The organism is Bacteroides caccae, assembly GCF_002222615.2.
Classification (GTDB): Bacteria; Bacteroidota; Bacteroidia; order Bacteroidales; family Bacteroidaceae; genus Bacteroides; species Bacteroides caccae.
The window spans coordinates 4,517,449-4,533,721 of the sequence record NZ_CP022412.2; the positions used below are offsets into that span (position 1 = coordinate 4,517,449).

Sequence of the window (16,273 nt, forward strand, 5' to 3'; positions counted from 1 at the left end):
GACTCTTTCTTTTTATTTCAAGATGTTAAACAACAAGCTGGCAATAGAAACAAGGATAGAAGTAGCAGAGAACCATAAGCTTGTACTAGTTCCGATATCTGAGTTTCGTGCTTTCGCCTTATTCGGAGTAACGTATATGATATCATTCTGCTGCAGATAGTAATATGGGGAAAGAATAGTCTCAGCCTTATTCAGATCCAATGGAATTATTTCCTGCTTGCCATTAGCATTCTCCCGTATTAGTTTTACATCATCACGCAAACCATATACGGTCATATCACCTGCCATAGCCAAAGCTTCCAGAATGTTCACTTTTTCATTGGAAATCGTGAATGTACCGGGACGGGCAACTTCTCCGATCACAGAAATCTTATAATTTACCATACGTACTGTTACAATAGGAGTTTCCGTAATATAAGGTTTCAGTTTTTCAACGATCATTTGTTCGGTTGCCTTCTTGGTTAGACCACCCACATGAAGTTCACCCAATACGGGGAAGTTGATATTACCGTCATTATCCACTAGATATTGTTGCAATACAGGCTGGCTAGTTGTATAGTTCAAAGCGGCATTGTGCTGTGTGGCCACTGTCAAATTAAAAGGCGCTGCCAGTTCGGGACTCGTACATGACACCACTATCGTTAGTAGGTCCTTGGGCATGATTTTAGCATCATAAAGCTTTGTATCTCGGGTATTGTACAATACAACTTCAGCATCCTGCAAGTAAGGTACTTTCTTATAAGCCTGACAAGCTGTAAGAAGCAGAGGCAACAACAATATTAAGACATTCTTTCCGTTTAATTTTTCCATAACATATAAATTATAAATTTAGACACCCTTCAAATACCATTCATAAAGGCGCTCAATACCTTCATCAATCTCAACCTTATGATGCCAGCCTAAACTGTGTAACTTCGATACATCCGTCAACTTACGCATCGTACCATCAGGCTTAGAACTATCCCAACGTAAGTCACCCTTAAATTGAACTTCTTTCATGATCATCCCGGCAACTTCACAAATACTGACTTCCTTACCTGTACCAACATTGATATGACAGTTACGAATGTCTTTACTACCTTCCATATAAGTATCCTTGAAATCAACATTCAATAATACATGCACACTCGCATCAGCCATCTCTTCACTCCATAAAAACTCACGCATAGGTGTACCGGTACCCCAAAGAGTTACCAATTCAGGAGTAATACCAAATTTTGCCAATTTATCCAATATTTCAGCATCAGAATTACTGCCGGTCACACCTTCCACAGGACGCAAGTCAAGGTCTCTGCGAACTGCCTTCCAATCACCTTCGTTTAAACATTTAGCCAAATGAATCTTGCGAATCATGGCAGGAAGAACATGACTGTTTTCCAAATGGAAATTGTCATTCGGACCATAAAGGTTAGTAGGCATTACGGCAATATAGTTCGTACCATACTGAAGATTGAAGCTCTCACACATCTTCAAACCCGCAATCTTGGCAATGGCATAAGGTTCGTTCGTATATTCCAAAGGAGAAGTCAGCAAAGCGTCTTCCTTCATCGGCTGTGCGACATCACGGGGATAGATACAAGTACTACCCAGAAAAAGCAACTTCTTTACATTATGGCGAAAACTCTCCCCTATCACATTCTGCTGAATTTGAAGGTTCTGATAGATAAAATCAGCACGATACTGCAAATTAGCCATAATTCCACCGACATGCGCAGCGGCAAGGACAACAGCATCAGGCAGTTCTTCATCAAAGAATTGTTTTACGGCCACACCATCAAGAAGGTCCAGCTCTTTATGAGAGCGCCCTACGAGATTCGTGTAACCACGACTCTGCAAATTATTCCAAATAGCGGAACCCACCAAACCATGGTGTCCCGCTACATAGATTTTCGTATTCTTATCCATTCTTATCCTTCTTCTCTATTCATCAGTTCTTTCATGTGAAGCTTCTTCACAAACTTCATATCATGCGATACCATGATTTTTACCAGTTCGGGGAAAGAAGTCTTGGTAGAATTCCAGCCAAGTAACGTACGCGCTTTCGTGGGATCACCCAGTAACTGTTCAACTTCAGCAGGACGAAAATATTTAGAATCGACTTCAACCAGTACTTTACCGCTAGCAACATCAATACCTTTTTCATTCACTCCTTCACCTTCCCAACGAAGTTCAATGCCAACCTCTTTAAAAGCTAATGTAGTAAACTCACGTACGGTATGATATTCCCCCGTAGCAATTACAAAGTCTTCAGGAGTATCATGCTGAAGGATCAGCCACATACATTCAACATAGTCCTTGGCATATCCCCAGTCACGAAGTGAGTTCAGGTTTCCCAAATAAAGTTTATCCTGGAGCCCTTGTGCGATACGGGCAGCAGCTAATGTTATCTTACGGGTTACAAAAGTCTCGCCTCTACGTTCACTTTCATGGTTAAACAGGATTCCGTTCACTGCATACATTCCATAGCTTTCACGATAGTTCTTGGTAATCCAAAAACCGTATTGTTTAGCTACTCCATACGGGGAACGAGGATAGAAAGGTGTAGTTTCCTTCTGTGGAACTTCCTGTACCAGACCGAATAGTTCAGAAGTAGAAGCCTGATAAATCCTTGTCTTCTTCTCCATTCCAAGGATGCGGACAGCTTCCAGCATGCGAAGTGTGCCGATAGCATCCGCTTCGGCTGTATATTCCGGTACATCAAAAGAAACTTTCACATGGCTTTGTGCGGCCAGGTTATAAATTTCATCCGGTTGCACTTGCTGAATAATACGGAGCAAAGAACTGGAATCTGTCATATCTCCATAATGAAGATTAACCAAACGCTCCTTTTTCATGTCACGTACCCATTCATCCAAATAAAGATGCTCGATGCGTGCGGTGTTAAAAGAAGAAGAACGACGAAGAATACCATGGACTTCATATCCTTTTTCAATTAAGAGCTCTGCTAAAAATGAACCATCCTGACCGGTGATTCCTGATATTAAAGCTATCTTTTTCATTTTATTTATTAATATTTCATTTATAGTATATACATATTTTATCAGACATACCCCCATTTTCCTAGCTAATACAGCAAATAGTCCCATTCAAAAGAGTCAAAAGTCAACTTTCTCACCATTAAGGCGAACATTACCATAACTCTCCTCAGAACGCTTCAAGAACATATCTTCCTTCTTAATGAATTTATAGAAGCCCTAAACACTTTAACTTAGGAATTGTAATGAAGGTCGCGAACAGCCTTCATCAGAATCAGAGGTCATTGAATATTTTATCATTTGAGAAAGCTTTAGGTTATCATCTAGATCGTCAGGCTCATCGTCATCAAAGTAACCGGCAGTCAGCAGGTCATCATCCAAGATATGCTCAAAAAAGTGTTGGAACATATCATCCGGTGTCATTCCGTCAAAGTCATCTCCATCTATTTTTAAGAGTTGAACGACCGACATATCCTATTACCGCCAAATCTCTCTCCTCCTTCCAAGATTTTTTCAGGACGAAATCGAGGTGAAATACAAACAAATCCCGCAGTTCATCGGCTATCAGCAGATGCTCCTTCCGCGTCTTCTTATCATAACACACAGAAACTAGGAGAAGCATCTTCAGGGTATCATAGATCCGGCGGGGAGCTTTTATCACGGGGGTATCGGGCCCCACCTTGACGAACTCACGGACCAGTTCCAGTTCCTTCACGCAAAACTTTTCCAAGACCTCTACCGGATTTGACCTGACGTAGGAATCGATCTTCTCAATCATGGCAGGCTACCCGCTGATTTACTGACGGGTACACTAAGGAAGGCGGAAATCCGGAAAAGTGACTCCTTATAGACAAGATTCAGATTGCTACGGTATGTAAACGATGTTATGCTCATCGTCTTTTTATGGGAAATATAGGAGAAATTCATTGGGGCTGATATTAACAGACTTCTGTAAAACCGCAGGCATTAGCACGACTTATACTGACAGATAAACATTACTTCTTCAATACCCCAAGAGCTTCAGCAGCATCTTCCTTTGCAATCTGCATACAGCGAGCGGCATACTCTGATGTCATTAACTGTATTGAACCTGAACGTTGTTACATTTCTACGAAATCTGCGACACGTTTTTTCAATTCTTCTGTGATCATAATAAACTATTGATTAAAAGGATTATAATACGATTGTTAAATTATTTGCTGTTCTTTCATTACTCTCTCTACATCCTCAATAGGTACATTGAGCATACGTGAGACATACAGAGGGGAGAAAGCATCCATGGAACCCGACTGGCGCTCCATGCCAATCAAGTACTCGATATTTTTCTTCAAGTCACCGATTGAGATAAAAGGAGCCGAAGAATTAGAAGAAGCCAATTCAAGTTGATCTAATGAGGATGAAGCCTGCCTTGTCTGGTACTCTTCAAGAGTTTCACTTCCATCTTCTCCATATTTGCCGTCTTTCGCCTCGTAAATGACACAAGGCTCAACCACTTCTACAGTATGCCAAGCACCCTGAGGAACTACGCAACCGAAATTTCCCTTTGTTGGATCAAGATGAGTACGTTCAGTCTCGTTTCCTTGGTCGTCATAGAAGATCTCGTCTAATTTTCCAACGAGTAAGAGAACATTCTCATTACTCATTGGATGACGGTGAATAGGTACAACTGTTCCTGGCAACATAGCATTAAGCATACGCTGCCCTCCATCATTTGGGCTTGTACGCAAGTCATAGTTCATGCGCTTGCGTTCGCTTGACTCCGCTTGAATAAAAAGATAATCAAGCAAATCTTTGTTAATTTCTGTCATATCTTGTCTTGTCGGTCTTTTGTGGCCAGAACAAGTAGCTTACAAATTTCCAAATAGACCCGAAGAAAATCTTCATGGTAAAATAAAGTTAGTTTTCAGAAAATTAATATGCTCGGAGTACGACTTCAAACGCCTCGGCATAGTTCATGCCCCACTGACCACCACGCATAGCAGCGAGACCAGTGATGTACTCAGCCGAACGAGGATGTGGATATGGACGCATCACGCCACGGTACATCGAGAGCGCCTTAATCTTTGCCTCGACACCCTCCTTACCCACCTCTACATAACAGTTAGGGTTGAAGGTATTCATCGCGTTGTTTATCTTCCATTCCGTACATGAAGGCACCTCCATATACCAGAACTCCTTCACGCGCTTCACCTCTGGACGACGCTGGAAGAGGCGGATAGCCTCCTGACATGCCATCGAGGTCTGCAGATGGTCGTTGTTCGTGTCCGCAGGATGGTGAGTGATGATCACATCCGGCTCACTCTCCTTGATGGCAGCCTCGATGAACTGCACCAGCTTCAGATGAGGCACCGTATTCATCTGGATGTTAGGGAACGTTCCCTCATAGATTCTGTTCACACCAAGGAACTTGTTAGAGGCATTAGTATCATCCTCCAGTTCATTATCCTCCGGACGAAAAGCACGAGCCTTCGCTTCGGTACACATGATGCACACATCCACAGTATGGCCCTCACGTGCCCACTTCCACATCGACGCGCCAGCGCCAAGAGTCTCATCATCAGGATGAGCTACTACAAGTAAGTATTTCATATTATTTTATACCGTTTTTGAATAATCAACCAATTTTTCATGCATCCACTGTGGATACTTGCCACATGCAGTATAGAGGATAGCCAATATAGTCCAGATAATCAACTTGATGTCACCAAAGAACGAAGCGTGCTTCACGTAATACATATCCAACTTCAGACGGATAGGCAGCACCTTCTCGTTATATTCCTCCTCATCGGGGAACTGATCGCCATAGATGTAATCCCACAGACTAGACTGAGAAGTCAGACCGCATGGAACGGTAGCAGCAATCGCATTCGCGCCACCACGGGTAATGTCCACCTGATCAACAGCTGCAGGACGAGGGCCCACAATTGACATCGTTCCATTCAGGATGTTCATCAACTGAGGCAACTCATCAATCTTCAACCTGCGCATGATCTTACCCCACCAGAAGATTCGATCCTGATCTGGACGAAGTGAAGCCTCATTTGCCCCACGAGCCACACGCATCGATCGGAACTTCCACATCTTGAACTTCTTATTGTCCTTACCCACACGGTTAGCGAAATAGAACAGCGGTCCCCAATCGCTAATCAATGTAGCAATAATCGAGAACAGCCAAATGGGTGAAGTACCGATGATACCAATCAATGCACACGTGAAGTCGAACACGCGCTTAACAATTCTGTACACCATATCAATAAAGTCTTACTACAGTTTCAAACGCCTCAGCATAATTGCAGCCCCATTCCGACCCACGGATAGCAGCCAGTCCAATAATATACTCATTGCTACGAGGATGCGGATAAGGACGCATCACACCACGATACATGCTTAATGCCTTGCACTTAGCCTCAGCACCTTCCAAGCCTACCTCAACGTATATATTTGGACGGAACGAGTTCATAGCATTGTTTATCTTCCACTCTGTACAACTCGGAACCTCCATGTACCAAAACTCTTTAACCCTCTTAACCTCAGGTCTGCGTTGAAATAAACGGATTGCCTCCTGACATGCCATAGAAATCTGAAGATGATCATTATTGGTATCAGCAGGATGATGTGTAATAATGATATCTGGCTCACTCTCTTTAATAGCCGACTCAATGAACTGCACCAACTTGAGATGTGGTACAGTATTCATCTCAATATTAGGGAACGTTTCTTTGTAAATTTTATTCACTCCTAGGAACTTGTTCGATGTATTCATATCGTCTTCCAACTCATTGTCCTCCGGACGGAAGACACGCGCCTTCGCCTCCGTGCACATAATACACACGTCAACAGTATTACCATTATGGGACCACTTATACATAGATGCACCAGCACCCAATGTTTCATCATCAGAATGAGCTACTACTAAAAGATATTTCATAAATTTATTGGATTTACTAAAAACAATTAGCCAAACACATCCATTTTTGACTTTTACAGTTTGTAGCAGGTAGGATTTATTCACAAAAAGCTCATCATACCCGCATATAAATTCTTTATTTCGAACTCAGCTACCAACACTTTATGACCACTTAATTTTCTACTATCCACAACCTTAATTGATGTAGGTGTAATTCTTCTGAAGTCATAATCGTTTCAGAACAATAGAAGATGTGATCTATACAGAGCCTCAGCCATTTATACTTGTAGGTAACACCATAACCACAGCCATTCTCCCCACCAAGAAAGATATGCGAGTGCAAGAAGTCATTCATGTCACCCATTACAATAGGGGGGAATTTTATTATATCCAGTTGGCTACACATCAGTTTTATCTCTCGCAGACTTTTCTCTTGGCTTTATTTATATCCTGACTAATATCTTCTCCATCTTCTGAGCTCTCTTCTTCAGTTTCCTCAATACCTTTGTCCACCTTATTACTGCTTACTAAATGGCACATAAACAACCGTACATACCCACTTCCAATTTTTATCTCACATCTGTGTATCAAACTCCAACCAAAGAGTGGATATTAAAAGTCTGAACTCTAAGATTATAATCGTTATTACTAGCAAATAGATAAAAGCAATTACCTCATTATGGGCATTCAGATATACCGAAAAAAGGTAATAGCACAACAGTAGATAAGAGCAAACATATCATTTCTCCGCATAATCCCCCTCTCACTCCTTTCAAATATGCAACTAAAACATAGTAACTACGTAGTACCCTCATCAGCACTAATAACGGCCTAAGTAATGTAAAAATATGTGATCCATTTTTGTCATGGAGGTTACTTCATAGTTTTCCTAATATCCAGTCCCTTGATTGATTCTTCAAAAGAAACCAACTGATAATCGAAATCATACTTGCTCATTTCTTGAACGTAATACGAATCTGCGAACATCTTGCATATCGGCTTTAAGAACATAGCACTCAACCATACCAATGGATTGAAGATTCGGCTAATCCAAATTTTATGACCATGTTCCTTGGCAAACTGACGCACAATCTCGACTGTATCTGAGTATTCCGCATTTTGGGGAAAGAATGTTCCTACCATTTCACGCAAGACACATTGCTTTACAAATTCTGCAAGATTATCCACATACAACATAGAACGCTTATTGTGCCAAGCTGGGAAGATAGGGGTCTTTGTAGCCAACCATCCGAGACGAGGAAGATTTCCCTTGTTTCCAACACCATAAATCATTGGTGGACGCAAGATGCACACTTTGAAAGTGGAACAATCCAACTTATTCAAACCGATTTCAGCTTGCAGCTTGCTGTCACCATAGAAGTCATTAGGGCATGGCTTTGTGTCCATAGTTTTTATATCACCTTTCAGCGATTTAGAAGCCTTATACACAATACCGCTACTCATAAAGATAAACTGCTTAACACCATGTTCTTTTGCCCATATTGCGATCTCTACTGTAAGGTCAGTATTCACCCTATAGTAAAGAGACTTCATCTCTGGTTTTGGATCAACGTGAGCAATACCAGCTACATGAAAAACTGCATCATACTTCGTAAAATCAGTAGTCTTCCATACACCATTCATCGTGTCAACAGTATCCACCTGAAATTCCTCAGGTGTTTTCATCAACCACTTTTCTATACTAGTACCAACAAAACTGTTGGCTCCAGTAATCAATACTTTTTTCATATTCGTTTATCTTTTTACACCCGATTTTGCCTTACGAAACTCCGAATCCATCTGCTTCTTGAAGTTCCCCCAACTTCCCATAAGGAAAGCCTTAAAGTCACCACAAATCCAATCTTGATAATACAAATCTTTACCAAAAAACTTGAACCAAGATGGTGTTGTTCTGAAACGGTTATGACTTTTGAGAAACCAAAGCACATCAAAGCCCAAATGACGTAACCTCTTGCCACTCTCATACTTATACTCACGTAATGGTTTGCCTACAGTCATATCCGCAATCATAGTTGCATAGTCCATTCCGCTCTTAAAAGCCGAACGTACACATGCCGGAATTCGAGGGTTGATTTCCATGATTAGTAACTGCTTCGTCTGCGGGTCCTCAATCAGGTCAAAGTCAGCAAACCCAACCCAACCAATCGTTTTCAAGACTTTACCACAAATAGTAGCAATCTCCGGATCGTCAATTGTCACGTTACAGCAACTCGATCCACCATTTACAGGATAATACCTTTGCTTCCAAATCACAGATGAATATGCCACATCACCTTTTATATCAGTCATAATCTGCACCTTCACCTGTCTGCCCCCCTCCTTTATAAACTGTTGCAGATGACAGTTTCCATAACCAGCATGTATCTCGGGATATACATTCTTCAGTTCCTCAAAGTTATTCACCAAGATCATTCCTCTGCCACCACTCGTCAAGTTTGGCTTCAATAGTCCGGGATAAAAAAAATCTTTCAAAATATCTTCCGAACAACAATCCCATCCCTTCAAGTCAACAGTTTTCGGACACGGAAAACCATTCTTCTGACACACATGCATCAGGTTATTCTTATCATAACCCTTCTCAAAAATCTCCCTCGAAGGCATCATTACCCCCGTCAATTTCTGTAGTTCCTCTTTATGGAAACTCATAAACTCTGCCGAAGTATCACTAGTCGGAATCAACACATCAAACTTATGTTCCTTTAGAAACTTGAGCATAAACTCCGCATATTCCTTCTTGTTGCTATTCACACCCAGATATCGTTCATCGGCAAACTTCGTGTGATAACCATATTCATTCTTATCGTCACAGATTACTGCTACCTCATACCCACTTTTCTTCAGGCATTCTGCTATCGCCATAGCATGAGCAGCACCTCCGTCTAATATCAAAACTTTCTTCATATAGAACCTTTCTTACTTTCTATACATTCCTTACTTTGCATCAGCACCATCTCTATACTTCAGCACTTTTGCAGGCACACCACCAACAATAGCATATGGAGGCACATCCTTATTTACCACAGCACCAGCAGCTATGACAGCACCTTTACCGATGGTTACACCAGAGAGTATAATACTACCACCACCAACCCACACATCATCTTCCACTACAATAGGAGCATCCATATAGTCCTGCTCCTTGGTCGGAACATCTGTTGTGTAGAGCCCATGATTAAAAGCCATGAACATCACGTTCACACCTGTATGCACATAGTTACCGATGGTAATACTACCATTGGGACCTTTTCCTGGCTGAAGCAGGTTGTTATGGTTGATCAGACAGTTATCACCTATCTTCACATTCTGACCGTAACGGATAATAGCCGTTGGATGAACATTGGTATTCTTACCCACCTTCATATACCTTCTGTCACTTGCCATGTTTATCACTTGGTAAGCCCAAAGGTTCAGTCGCCATTTCCAGAAAGTAGACGAAAGCAACGTGTAAATTATTTCTTTTACACGCTCGCCCCTTGATGGTTTTACATATTTATATCTCTGTGGTTCAAACATATAGTATATTGTTTACTGTTTGAATAAATCTTCGTCTTTGAATTTCTTTCTGTCTGCTTTAATGGCATCATCATCACGCCTGTCTTTAGAGCGGTCTTTCGACACCCATGTAAACATACGCAATACTTCCTCGAAACGCATTCCCACCATCTTCAACATGCCACTCACACCTCTCTGCTTCATCAGGAAATGTAGAGTACTCATGGTGTGGCTGAGCATCTCTTTCTTATACTGAATCTTGAAGAACTTCTGATAATCTGTAGCATGCACTTTAAGATCAGCAGACACCTTTTCGAAACTCTTACGCATCTCTGCATCTGTTTTGGAATCAGGGGAAACAGTCAAGTAGTTCATATCTATCATAGCCGGTATGATGTCCCATGCCTTAACCTTTCTTCCTTCAATCTCCAGCTTCAATGCTGCCGACTGTCGTCTTCTGAATGAATTACCGTCCATCACGAAGTCACCCAGACTGTAGAATATTGGTTTATCCTTATATACCTCCATACCACCAAGGCAATGTGAATGAACTGTTACCACAATGTCAGCACCATTATCCACACACTCATGCAAATAATTCTTTGTGAACGGATTCGGGTAACGAGTGAACAACATACCTATATGGACATACAGTATCACACAATAATCCTCGTTATGATATTTCTGGAGCACATCCATAACCGCCTGATCGCCTACACGAAGAGTTTTCCATTCACAATCCTCGGCAAATGGGATATTCAGCATATCAGTAGCTACAACAACGGCAATCTTCTCACCATTCTGCTCAAATACAAAAGGCTCGTATTCTCTATTGAAAATACCATTGTGTTTGAAGCCTTTCTGCTCCAATATTTCAATAGTCTCTGTTATTCCCTCTGTACCACAGTCAGTAATATGGTTATTCGAAAGAATGAAAGCATCAATCCACTTCAACTCATCCAATGTATCCGGATTACCCCTAAACTGTAAGTGATCTCCCTCGGTTTGTGACTTATAAACAACAGGCGATTCCAGATTGGCAAACACCCAATCAGCTCCTTCTTTTATCTTGTCACGCAATGTTGATTCTACAATAGGATTCTTCTGCTTACCATAGCGTTGTCCTATCACACGACCTAACATTACATCACCAATGAACGATATTTTATTCATAATACTTCTTGCCGGTTAATCTTCTGAACATAATCTGAACTACGTAAGCACCAAGGAAGAAGAATGTTTCTAGATACCACCAAAGGGCACTACCTAAGCTTACCTTTCTTGTAAAAACACCAGCAATTCCCATCTTCTGAGCCCACTTTGGAGCCCCTTGTACAGAACCAGTAAGCAAACGGAAAGCACGCCCCACACCAATAGCAACCACCTTATTGGTATGAGTGCATAGTATCTGATCAAACTGGTCCTGTTTAGGTGCTCTCATAGCTGTCCATACGATATTAGCTCCGGACCCTTCAAGTCTCTTTGCAATCCCATTGTAGTCAAATTCCTCAACTGCACAGAATGGCAATGCCTCTGCACCTACTATGTTGGCATGATACTGCTCATTGTTCAGCCTCAGGATATCTGCAATCACATCCTCCGTATCACCAAGCAAATAATGCTTACACTTTGGATTAGCTTCACTCAGCATACTCATGAATAAAGCAGGACCATTAGTGCACTCGATATTCTTCAATCCCCACATTTTTCCAAGCCAAGTCAAAGGAGTACCGTCTGGCAGATTCATAAAACTACCATCCATCAATTTCTTGTATTGGTAATCCTTACCGGCAAAACGGATCATACGCATGTTAGATACACAGATATAACCACTTTTACCTGTAACTACAGCATCAGTTATCTTGTTTATGGTCTCCTTAGGATTCGTTACTGAAATCTTAGTAGAACCAATTCTAAAGAAATCTTGTTGATTATTCATATCTAATAATTGTTTATTGTAATTAGGTAGTGATTTCACTCCATACATCCTAAGTTTCCCCTGTCCTGAGCAAGCAGAAGGACCGAAGGACGGATTCCTCTATTCAATCATACCTGCTTATCCATTATAGTTTATTGTACTCTTCAATAGCTTTCTCCAAAATCATCAATGTCCTCTGCAAGTCCTCCTTGCAAAGCACATAAACAAGTCGTATCTGATTCTTTCCTAATTCCGGATTGGCATAGAAACCTAGTAGGAGCCATCATAATTACCTCCCCCATTATAGGTAACTTTTTGATACCCGAAGATTTTATACTAAATGTCTTCTCATCTACATAACAGAAATCAGACAAACACCAAGCACAGAACTTCTCAACATCATCTACAGGAAATTTGGCAACGGTATAGAATACTCTCATTGGTATAGGAGTATAACAGCCTTGAATGCGATTCACTTTCTTCAACACATCCAGTGCTTTCTGAGGCGTAGGTAAATCCGGCTGACCAATTCAGTCAATATATCTTCACGCCCTCATCCTCTGTTTTGTAGGACTTTATCACATACCCTACGAAATAAAGAAAATTATTTTATCTAATAATCTAAGATACTATCTAGATAGATTCTTTATGAATTATACTTTTCTGGGAGTTTCAGCCATTCACCAAATTTGCAGTTCCAATCTTGAGGATCAAATGGAGCCATTCCACTCCAATGAAAAAATGTCATCTCTCCAAAATAAATATGACCATCTATATCATAAAAGTCGACTCTGACATGAGGCATGCCGGCAGACAATATCTTAGCTAGTCTTTTCATTTCTTCGAAACCATTAGGACATGGTATCGGCTTAGTTGCATTAGGGTGTCCTCCTCTGAATGGAAGATGTTTGAAATCCATATCGAAGAAATCAAATTTTGTCTCTTCGTTTTTATCCTGTCGATCAGAAGCAATAAATAAAGCCTTTGGTTCACCATTGAAACAGAAGAACTTAAAATCCTTCAACTCTCCAGTCTCATCTTCCATATATTCCTCTGCAATGATTCTAGGCTTGACATCCTTATATGGCCACTCTCTAGAGAAATAAAAGAAATTTGATTTTAAAGAAGCCTCTATTTTTCTTTTGGCTTCTATTTTATTCAACTGAGATTTATCCTTGCATATAACAAGTCCTCCACTATCGTGAGTGCATTTTAACACAAATTGATTTGGAAGCGTATTGAAATCAATATCGTCAAAATTATCCCAGACACCAAGAGTTTTGATAATATGCTCTTCGCCTATCTGTTTTGCTATTATTGGCTTTACTTCGTACTTATCAACCAGTGCTGTATATTCTGGTCTTCTGTTATATAGTTTAAGCCACTGAAGCTTCTCGTTATACTTTTGAGGATTATCCAGATTCAATTTCTCTCTCAATATACGCCTATATTGGATTTTAAGATACAGTTTATCTGACAGTAACCTGCCAACATGTGTCCTTGTTATTAGTTCCCAAAGCACTTTATAACCAAAGTTCTCTGTATATTTATGAAAGGGATTATTCATTTTGCCAAATATCATTATATATGTTGATAGCCTGATTGTATATACTTTCAGGGTTATAATTGTTTACCGCTTCTTCGTAGGCATTATCCGTTAATTGTTTTCTATACTCTTCGTTATCAATAATTTTCACAAGTTCATTTGCAAATGCTTCAACATTGCCATCTTCAACTAAATCAAGACATTCTTTCCGGATATTGAAATATGGAACACCTCCAACTCTATACGCTACTATTGGAAGATGCATAAACATTGATTCGCGTATTGTGTTGGGCGAAACATCATTATGTGAAGGAAATGCTAACACTTTTGAACTTGCTGCAATTTTATATACATCATCATGATTATCTAGGAATCCCGTAAACTCTATTAAATCTGCAACATCTTCTTTGGTTATAAGTCTATCAAGACGTTCTTTATATTCTTCGACAGCTCGTCCGACAACAATTGTTTTTAAGTGTCTTCCTTGCTTTTTTAGATATGATATAGCTTGAATAAGATCTTCAATACCCTTGTCTTTGTTTATTCGTGCATAGAATACTACATCATATTTCTTGTCCATCTGATGGCAATCAAAAGGTGGGATCTTGGTTATAGCCGACAGGACATATTTTTTTTGTCCGTTTTCAAATGGCTCAAAACCATAATCCAAACCATAGTTAGTGACATATTTAACCTTAGTATTAATCATTTTCTCATACCTAATACGATATCGAGCATTTTGGTTTAAAAAATAGCTGGTTGACATCTTCAACAAATAAGCATATCCTTGAACACTTAATAGAACCGGTATTTTTGAGTCCAAATATGGAAGAATACCAACAGAATAGTCTGGGTTTTCAGATCCATACAGATGGATTAAGTCAGGATTTATTGTGTTAATAATTGCAGGAATCTTCTTTTTAGGTAATGCAAAATCTGTAAATAAGTTAACTGTACGTTCTGCCACTTTGTGAGGTTCATCGTGTTTTATGAACAATCTTACAAACGGAAATACGCAACTACACAAGAACTTTGGAGCATAATTAAAAAAGTGGAAATAAATACCATCTTTTTGGGTATCTACATCTGTATTAGATGCAAAATTTGGTGCTACAACATGCAATTCAACATCATTCTTATTTTTAAACAAATTTATTGTTTCTTGAACCCATGGTTGAAGTTCTCGGAAATAGTGTTTACTCCCTAGCATCTCTTTGGTATCCGAACTCCAATACATACTCAAAAGTACGACTTTCTTCTTTCCCATAATTTTACTACAATACCTTTATCATTTTTAAATATTCGGGCCATTCACCCATATCTTTCCATGAATCTTCACTAACAGGGAAGCAACCGACACGACCTCCACAAGCCTTAACTTTCTCCATCAAATGGGTGATGTGGAAGAACTCTCCCTCGGGGATCTCATCAATCAATTCAGGATTGAGAATATATACACCAGAGTTTACCATATAGGTATGTTCTGGCTTTTCCTTCAAATTAACCATCAAGCCGTCTTCACCTGTTTCGATAACACCATAAGGAATCTTGAAACTTTTAACCATTGTTACAATAGTCATATCATTATGGTTGTTGGTATGATAGTCGTACACATCACGATAGTCCTGTTCGTTGATGCTATCACAGTTGCTCACGAAGAATGGAGTAGTTATCTTTCCCTTCAAAAGCGATACACTACCGATAGTTCCAAGAGGCTTGTCCTCCATGAAGAATTCAATATCGTACTTATGATCAAGCTGAGAAAGGTAATACTCCATCATATCTGCCTTGTAGTTGACAGACATATAGAACTTATGACAGCCAATACCCTCAAACTGATCCATAATAACCTCAAGGATAGTCTTGTCGCCCACTGGTACAAGTGGTTTAGGGATTACGTTGGTGATTGGCTTTAAACGAGTACCCTTACCTCCTGCCATGATAACTACAGGCAAGTCTATTTTTTCGCGAACCTCAGCTTGAGTAGTACCCTCAAACACATCTGTCCAAAAGAGAACCTGGATGATCTCTCCATTATCGTTGAGGATAGGCATGCAGTCAATCTGCTCCTTGAACATAATTGCTTTGATGTTTTCAATATCATCCCTTTCGTTTGCATAAATCTTATCACGATCAAGGATGTTGTTCACTTTGGTGGTCATCAATACATTCTTGATGATGGCACGCTGGATGTCGCCAATAGTAAGGATACAATCAAATCTGCCTCCATCAAAAACAAACAAGAGTTTGGTATGGCACTCATCCATCTTCCTAAGAGCAGAAATCATTGTGATGTCAGCACTAATGATCCAGTCTTGTATTTTTCTGAGATTGCTCATTATATTATTGCCATGAATGATTCGAAGGTTCAAAAGGTTATACTCACAAATCCCTCGAACGCTTCGAACACATTA

The 16,273-nt window shown here is 40.1% G+C and carries 17 protein-coding genes and 1 pseudogene; all 18 read right to left on the reverse strand.

The window, feature by feature from the left end; translation table 11 throughout:
- Positions 1-12: 12 nt before the first annotated feature.
- On the reverse strand, positions 13-810 hold the full coding sequence (locus CGC64_RS18450) for a polysaccharide biosynthesis/export family protein (RefSeq protein WP_005678806.1): 798 nt from the start codon (positions 808-810) through the stop codon (positions 13-15).
- A gap of 18 nt (positions 811-828) precedes the next feature.
- Positions 829-1,905: a GDP-L-fucose synthase family protein gene (locus CGC64_RS18455; protein ID WP_005678805.1), complete on the reverse strand. Its 1,077-nt coding sequence runs from the start codon at positions 1,903-1,905 to the stop codon at positions 829-831.
- Positions 1,906-1,907: 2 nt separating this feature from the next.
- Entirely contained in the window at positions 1,908-2,999 is a 1,092-nt protein-coding gene (gene gmd, locus CGC64_RS18460) for a GDP-mannose 4,6-dehydratase (RefSeq protein ID WP_032855439.1), read from the reverse strand.
- Positions 3,000-3,408: 409 nt separating this feature from the next.
- The gene (locus CGC64_RS18470) at positions 3,409-3,753 is read right to left on the reverse strand and encodes a hypothetical protein (protein WP_005678801.1); all 345 of its coding nucleotides are present in this window, start codon (positions 3,751-3,753) and stop codon (positions 3,409-3,411) included.
- 409 nt (positions 3,754-4,162) lie between these two features.
- Positions 4,163-4,783, reverse strand: coding sequence for a WbuC family cupin fold metalloprotein (locus tag CGC64_RS18475; RefSeq protein WP_005678800.1), 621 nt, complete (start codon positions 4,781-4,783; stop codon positions 4,163-4,165).
- Positions 4,784-4,886: 103 nt separating this feature from the next.
- Positions 4,887-5,564, reverse strand: a complete 678-nt coding sequence (locus CGC64_RS18480) for a PIG-L deacetylase family protein (protein WP_005678799.1) — start codon at positions 5,562-5,564, stop codon at positions 4,887-4,889.
- A 6-nt stretch (positions 5,565-5,570) separates the two neighbouring features.
- A complete protein-coding gene (locus CGC64_RS18485) occupies positions 5,571-6,224 on the reverse strand; it encodes a sugar transferase (RefSeq protein WP_005678798.1) in 654 nt (217 codons plus the stop codon).
- Position 6,225: 1 nt separating this feature from the next.
- On the reverse strand, positions 6,226-6,903 hold the full coding sequence (locus CGC64_RS18490) for a PIG-L deacetylase family protein (RefSeq protein WP_005678797.1): 678 nt from the start codon (positions 6,901-6,903) through the stop codon (positions 6,226-6,228).
- A 151-nt stretch (positions 6,904-7,054) separates the two neighbouring features.
- Positions 7,055-7,288 (reverse strand): endonuclease/exonuclease/phosphatase family protein, encoded by a 234-nt coding sequence (locus CGC64_RS19380; RefSeq protein WP_349897958.1) that lies wholly within the window; start codon positions 7,286-7,288, stop codon positions 7,055-7,057.
- A 467-nt stretch (positions 7,289-7,755) separates the two neighbouring features.
- The gene (locus CGC64_RS18495; protein WP_005678795.1) at positions 7,756-8,631 is read right to left on the reverse strand and encodes an NAD-dependent epimerase/dehydratase family protein; all 876 of its coding nucleotides are present in this window, start codon (positions 8,629-8,631) and stop codon (positions 7,756-7,758) included.
- A gap of 6 nt (positions 8,632-8,637) precedes the next feature.
- Positions 8,638-9,804 (reverse strand): carboxylate--amine ligase, encoded by a 1,167-nt coding sequence (locus CGC64_RS18500; protein ID WP_005678794.1) that lies wholly within the window; start codon positions 9,802-9,804, stop codon positions 8,638-8,640.
- A gap of 30 nt (positions 9,805-9,834) precedes the next feature.
- The gene (locus tag CGC64_RS19315) at positions 9,835-10,416 is read right to left on the reverse strand and encodes an acyltransferase (RefSeq protein ID WP_005678792.1); all 582 of its coding nucleotides are present in this window, start codon (positions 10,414-10,416) and stop codon (positions 9,835-9,837) included.
- 12 nt (positions 10,417-10,428) lie between these two features.
- Positions 10,429-11,568 carry a CapA family protein gene (locus CGC64_RS18510; protein WP_005678790.1) on the reverse strand — a complete coding sequence of 380 codons (1,140 nt, stop codon included), beginning with the start codon at positions 11,566-11,568 and terminating at the stop codon, positions 10,429-10,431.
- Positions 11,561-12,205: a WecB/TagA/CpsF family glycosyltransferase gene (locus CGC64_RS18515; RefSeq protein ID WP_157448288.1), complete on the reverse strand. Its 645-nt coding sequence runs from the start codon at positions 12,203-12,205 to the stop codon at positions 11,561-11,563. The genes CGC64_RS18510 and CGC64_RS18515 overlap by 8 nt, the downstream gene beginning before the upstream one ends.
- Positions 12,206-12,458: 253 nt before the next feature.
- Positions 12,459-12,789, reverse strand: a pseudogene (locus CGC64_RS19220) (hypothetical protein); the annotation flags it as partial.
- A gap of 170 nt (positions 12,790-12,959) precedes the next feature.
- Positions 12,960-13,880 carry an ATP-grasp fold amidoligase family protein gene (locus CGC64_RS18525; RefSeq protein WP_105094970.1) on the reverse strand — a complete coding sequence of 307 codons (921 nt, stop codon included), beginning with the start codon at positions 13,878-13,880 and terminating at the stop codon, positions 12,960-12,962.
- Positions 13,873-15,126, reverse strand: coding sequence for a glycosyltransferase family 4 protein (locus CGC64_RS18530; RefSeq protein WP_005678786.1), 1,254 nt, complete (start codon positions 15,124-15,126; stop codon positions 13,873-13,875). Before CGC64_RS18530 ends, CGC64_RS18525 begins: the two co-directional genes overlap by 8 nt.
- Positions 15,127-15,133: 7 nt before the next feature.
- On the reverse strand, positions 15,134-16,198 hold the full coding sequence (locus tag CGC64_RS18535) for a sugar phosphate nucleotidyltransferase (RefSeq protein ID WP_005678785.1): 1,065 nt from the start codon (positions 16,196-16,198) through the stop codon (positions 15,134-15,136).
- Positions 16,199-16,273 lie beyond the last annotated feature (75 nt).

Excerpts from the sequence above, each read along its gene's own strand:
- CGC64_RS18450 (WP_005678806.1), bottom strand. The coding sequence starts at position 810 with ATGGAAAAATTAAACGGAAAGAATGTCTTAATATTGTTGTTGCCTCTG.
- CGC64_RS18455 (WP_005678805.1), bottom strand. The coding sequence starts at position 1,905 with ATGGATAAGAATACGAAAATCTATGTAGCGGGACACCATGGTTTGGTG.
- gmd (WP_032855439.1), bottom strand. The coding sequence starts at position 2,999 with ATGAAAAAGATAGCTTTAATATCAGGAATCACCGGTCAGGATGGTTCA.
- CGC64_RS18470 (WP_005678801.1), bottom strand. The coding sequence starts at position 3,753 with ATGATTGAGAAGATCGATTCCTACGTCAGGTCAAATCCGGTAGAGGTC.
- CGC64_RS18475 (WP_005678800.1), bottom strand. The coding sequence starts at position 4,783 with ATGACAGAAATTAACAAAGATTTGCTTGATTATCTTTTTATTCAAGCG.
- CGC64_RS18480 (WP_005678799.1), bottom strand. The coding sequence starts at position 5,564 with ATGAAATACTTACTTGTAGTAGCTCATCCTGATGATGAGACTCTTGGC.
- CGC64_RS18485 (WP_005678798.1), bottom strand. The coding sequence starts at position 6,224 with ATGGTGTACAGAATTGTTAAGCGCGTGTTCGACTTCACGTGTGCATTG.
- CGC64_RS18490 (WP_005678797.1), bottom strand. The coding sequence starts at position 6,903 with ATGAAATATCTTTTAGTAGTAGCTCATTCTGATGATGAAACATTGGGT.
- CGC64_RS19380 (WP_349897958.1), bottom strand. The coding sequence starts at position 7,288 with ATGTGTAGCCAACTGGATATAATAAAATTCCCCCCTATTGTAATGGGT.
- CGC64_RS18495 (WP_005678795.1), bottom strand. The coding sequence starts at position 8,631 with ATGAAAAAAGTATTGATTACTGGAGCCAACAGTTTTGTTGGTACTAGT.
- CGC64_RS18500 (WP_005678794.1), bottom strand. The coding sequence starts at position 9,804 with ATGAAGAAAGTTTTGATATTAGACGGAGGTGCTGCTCATGCTATGGCG.
- CGC64_RS19315 (WP_005678792.1), bottom strand. The coding sequence starts at position 10,416 with ATGTTTGAACCACAGAGATATAAATATGTAAAACCATCAAGGGGCGAG.
- CGC64_RS18510 (WP_005678790.1), bottom strand. The coding sequence starts at position 11,568 with ATGAATAAAATATCGTTCATTGGTGATGTAATGTTAGGTCGTGTGATA.
- CGC64_RS18515 (WP_157448288.1), bottom strand. The coding sequence starts at position 12,205 with ATGCGTATGATCCGTTTTGCCGGTAAGGATTACCAATACAAGAAATTG.
- CGC64_RS18525 (WP_105094970.1), bottom strand. The coding sequence starts at position 13,880 with ATGAATAATCCCTTTCATAAATATACAGAGAACTTTGGTTATAAAGTG.
- CGC64_RS18530 (WP_005678786.1), bottom strand. The coding sequence starts at position 15,126 with ATGGGAAAGAAGAAAGTCGTACTTTTGAGTATGTATTGGAGTTCGGAT.
- CGC64_RS18535 (WP_005678785.1), bottom strand. The coding sequence starts at position 16,198 with ATGAGCAATCTCAGAAAAATACAAGACTGGATCATTAGTGCTGACATC.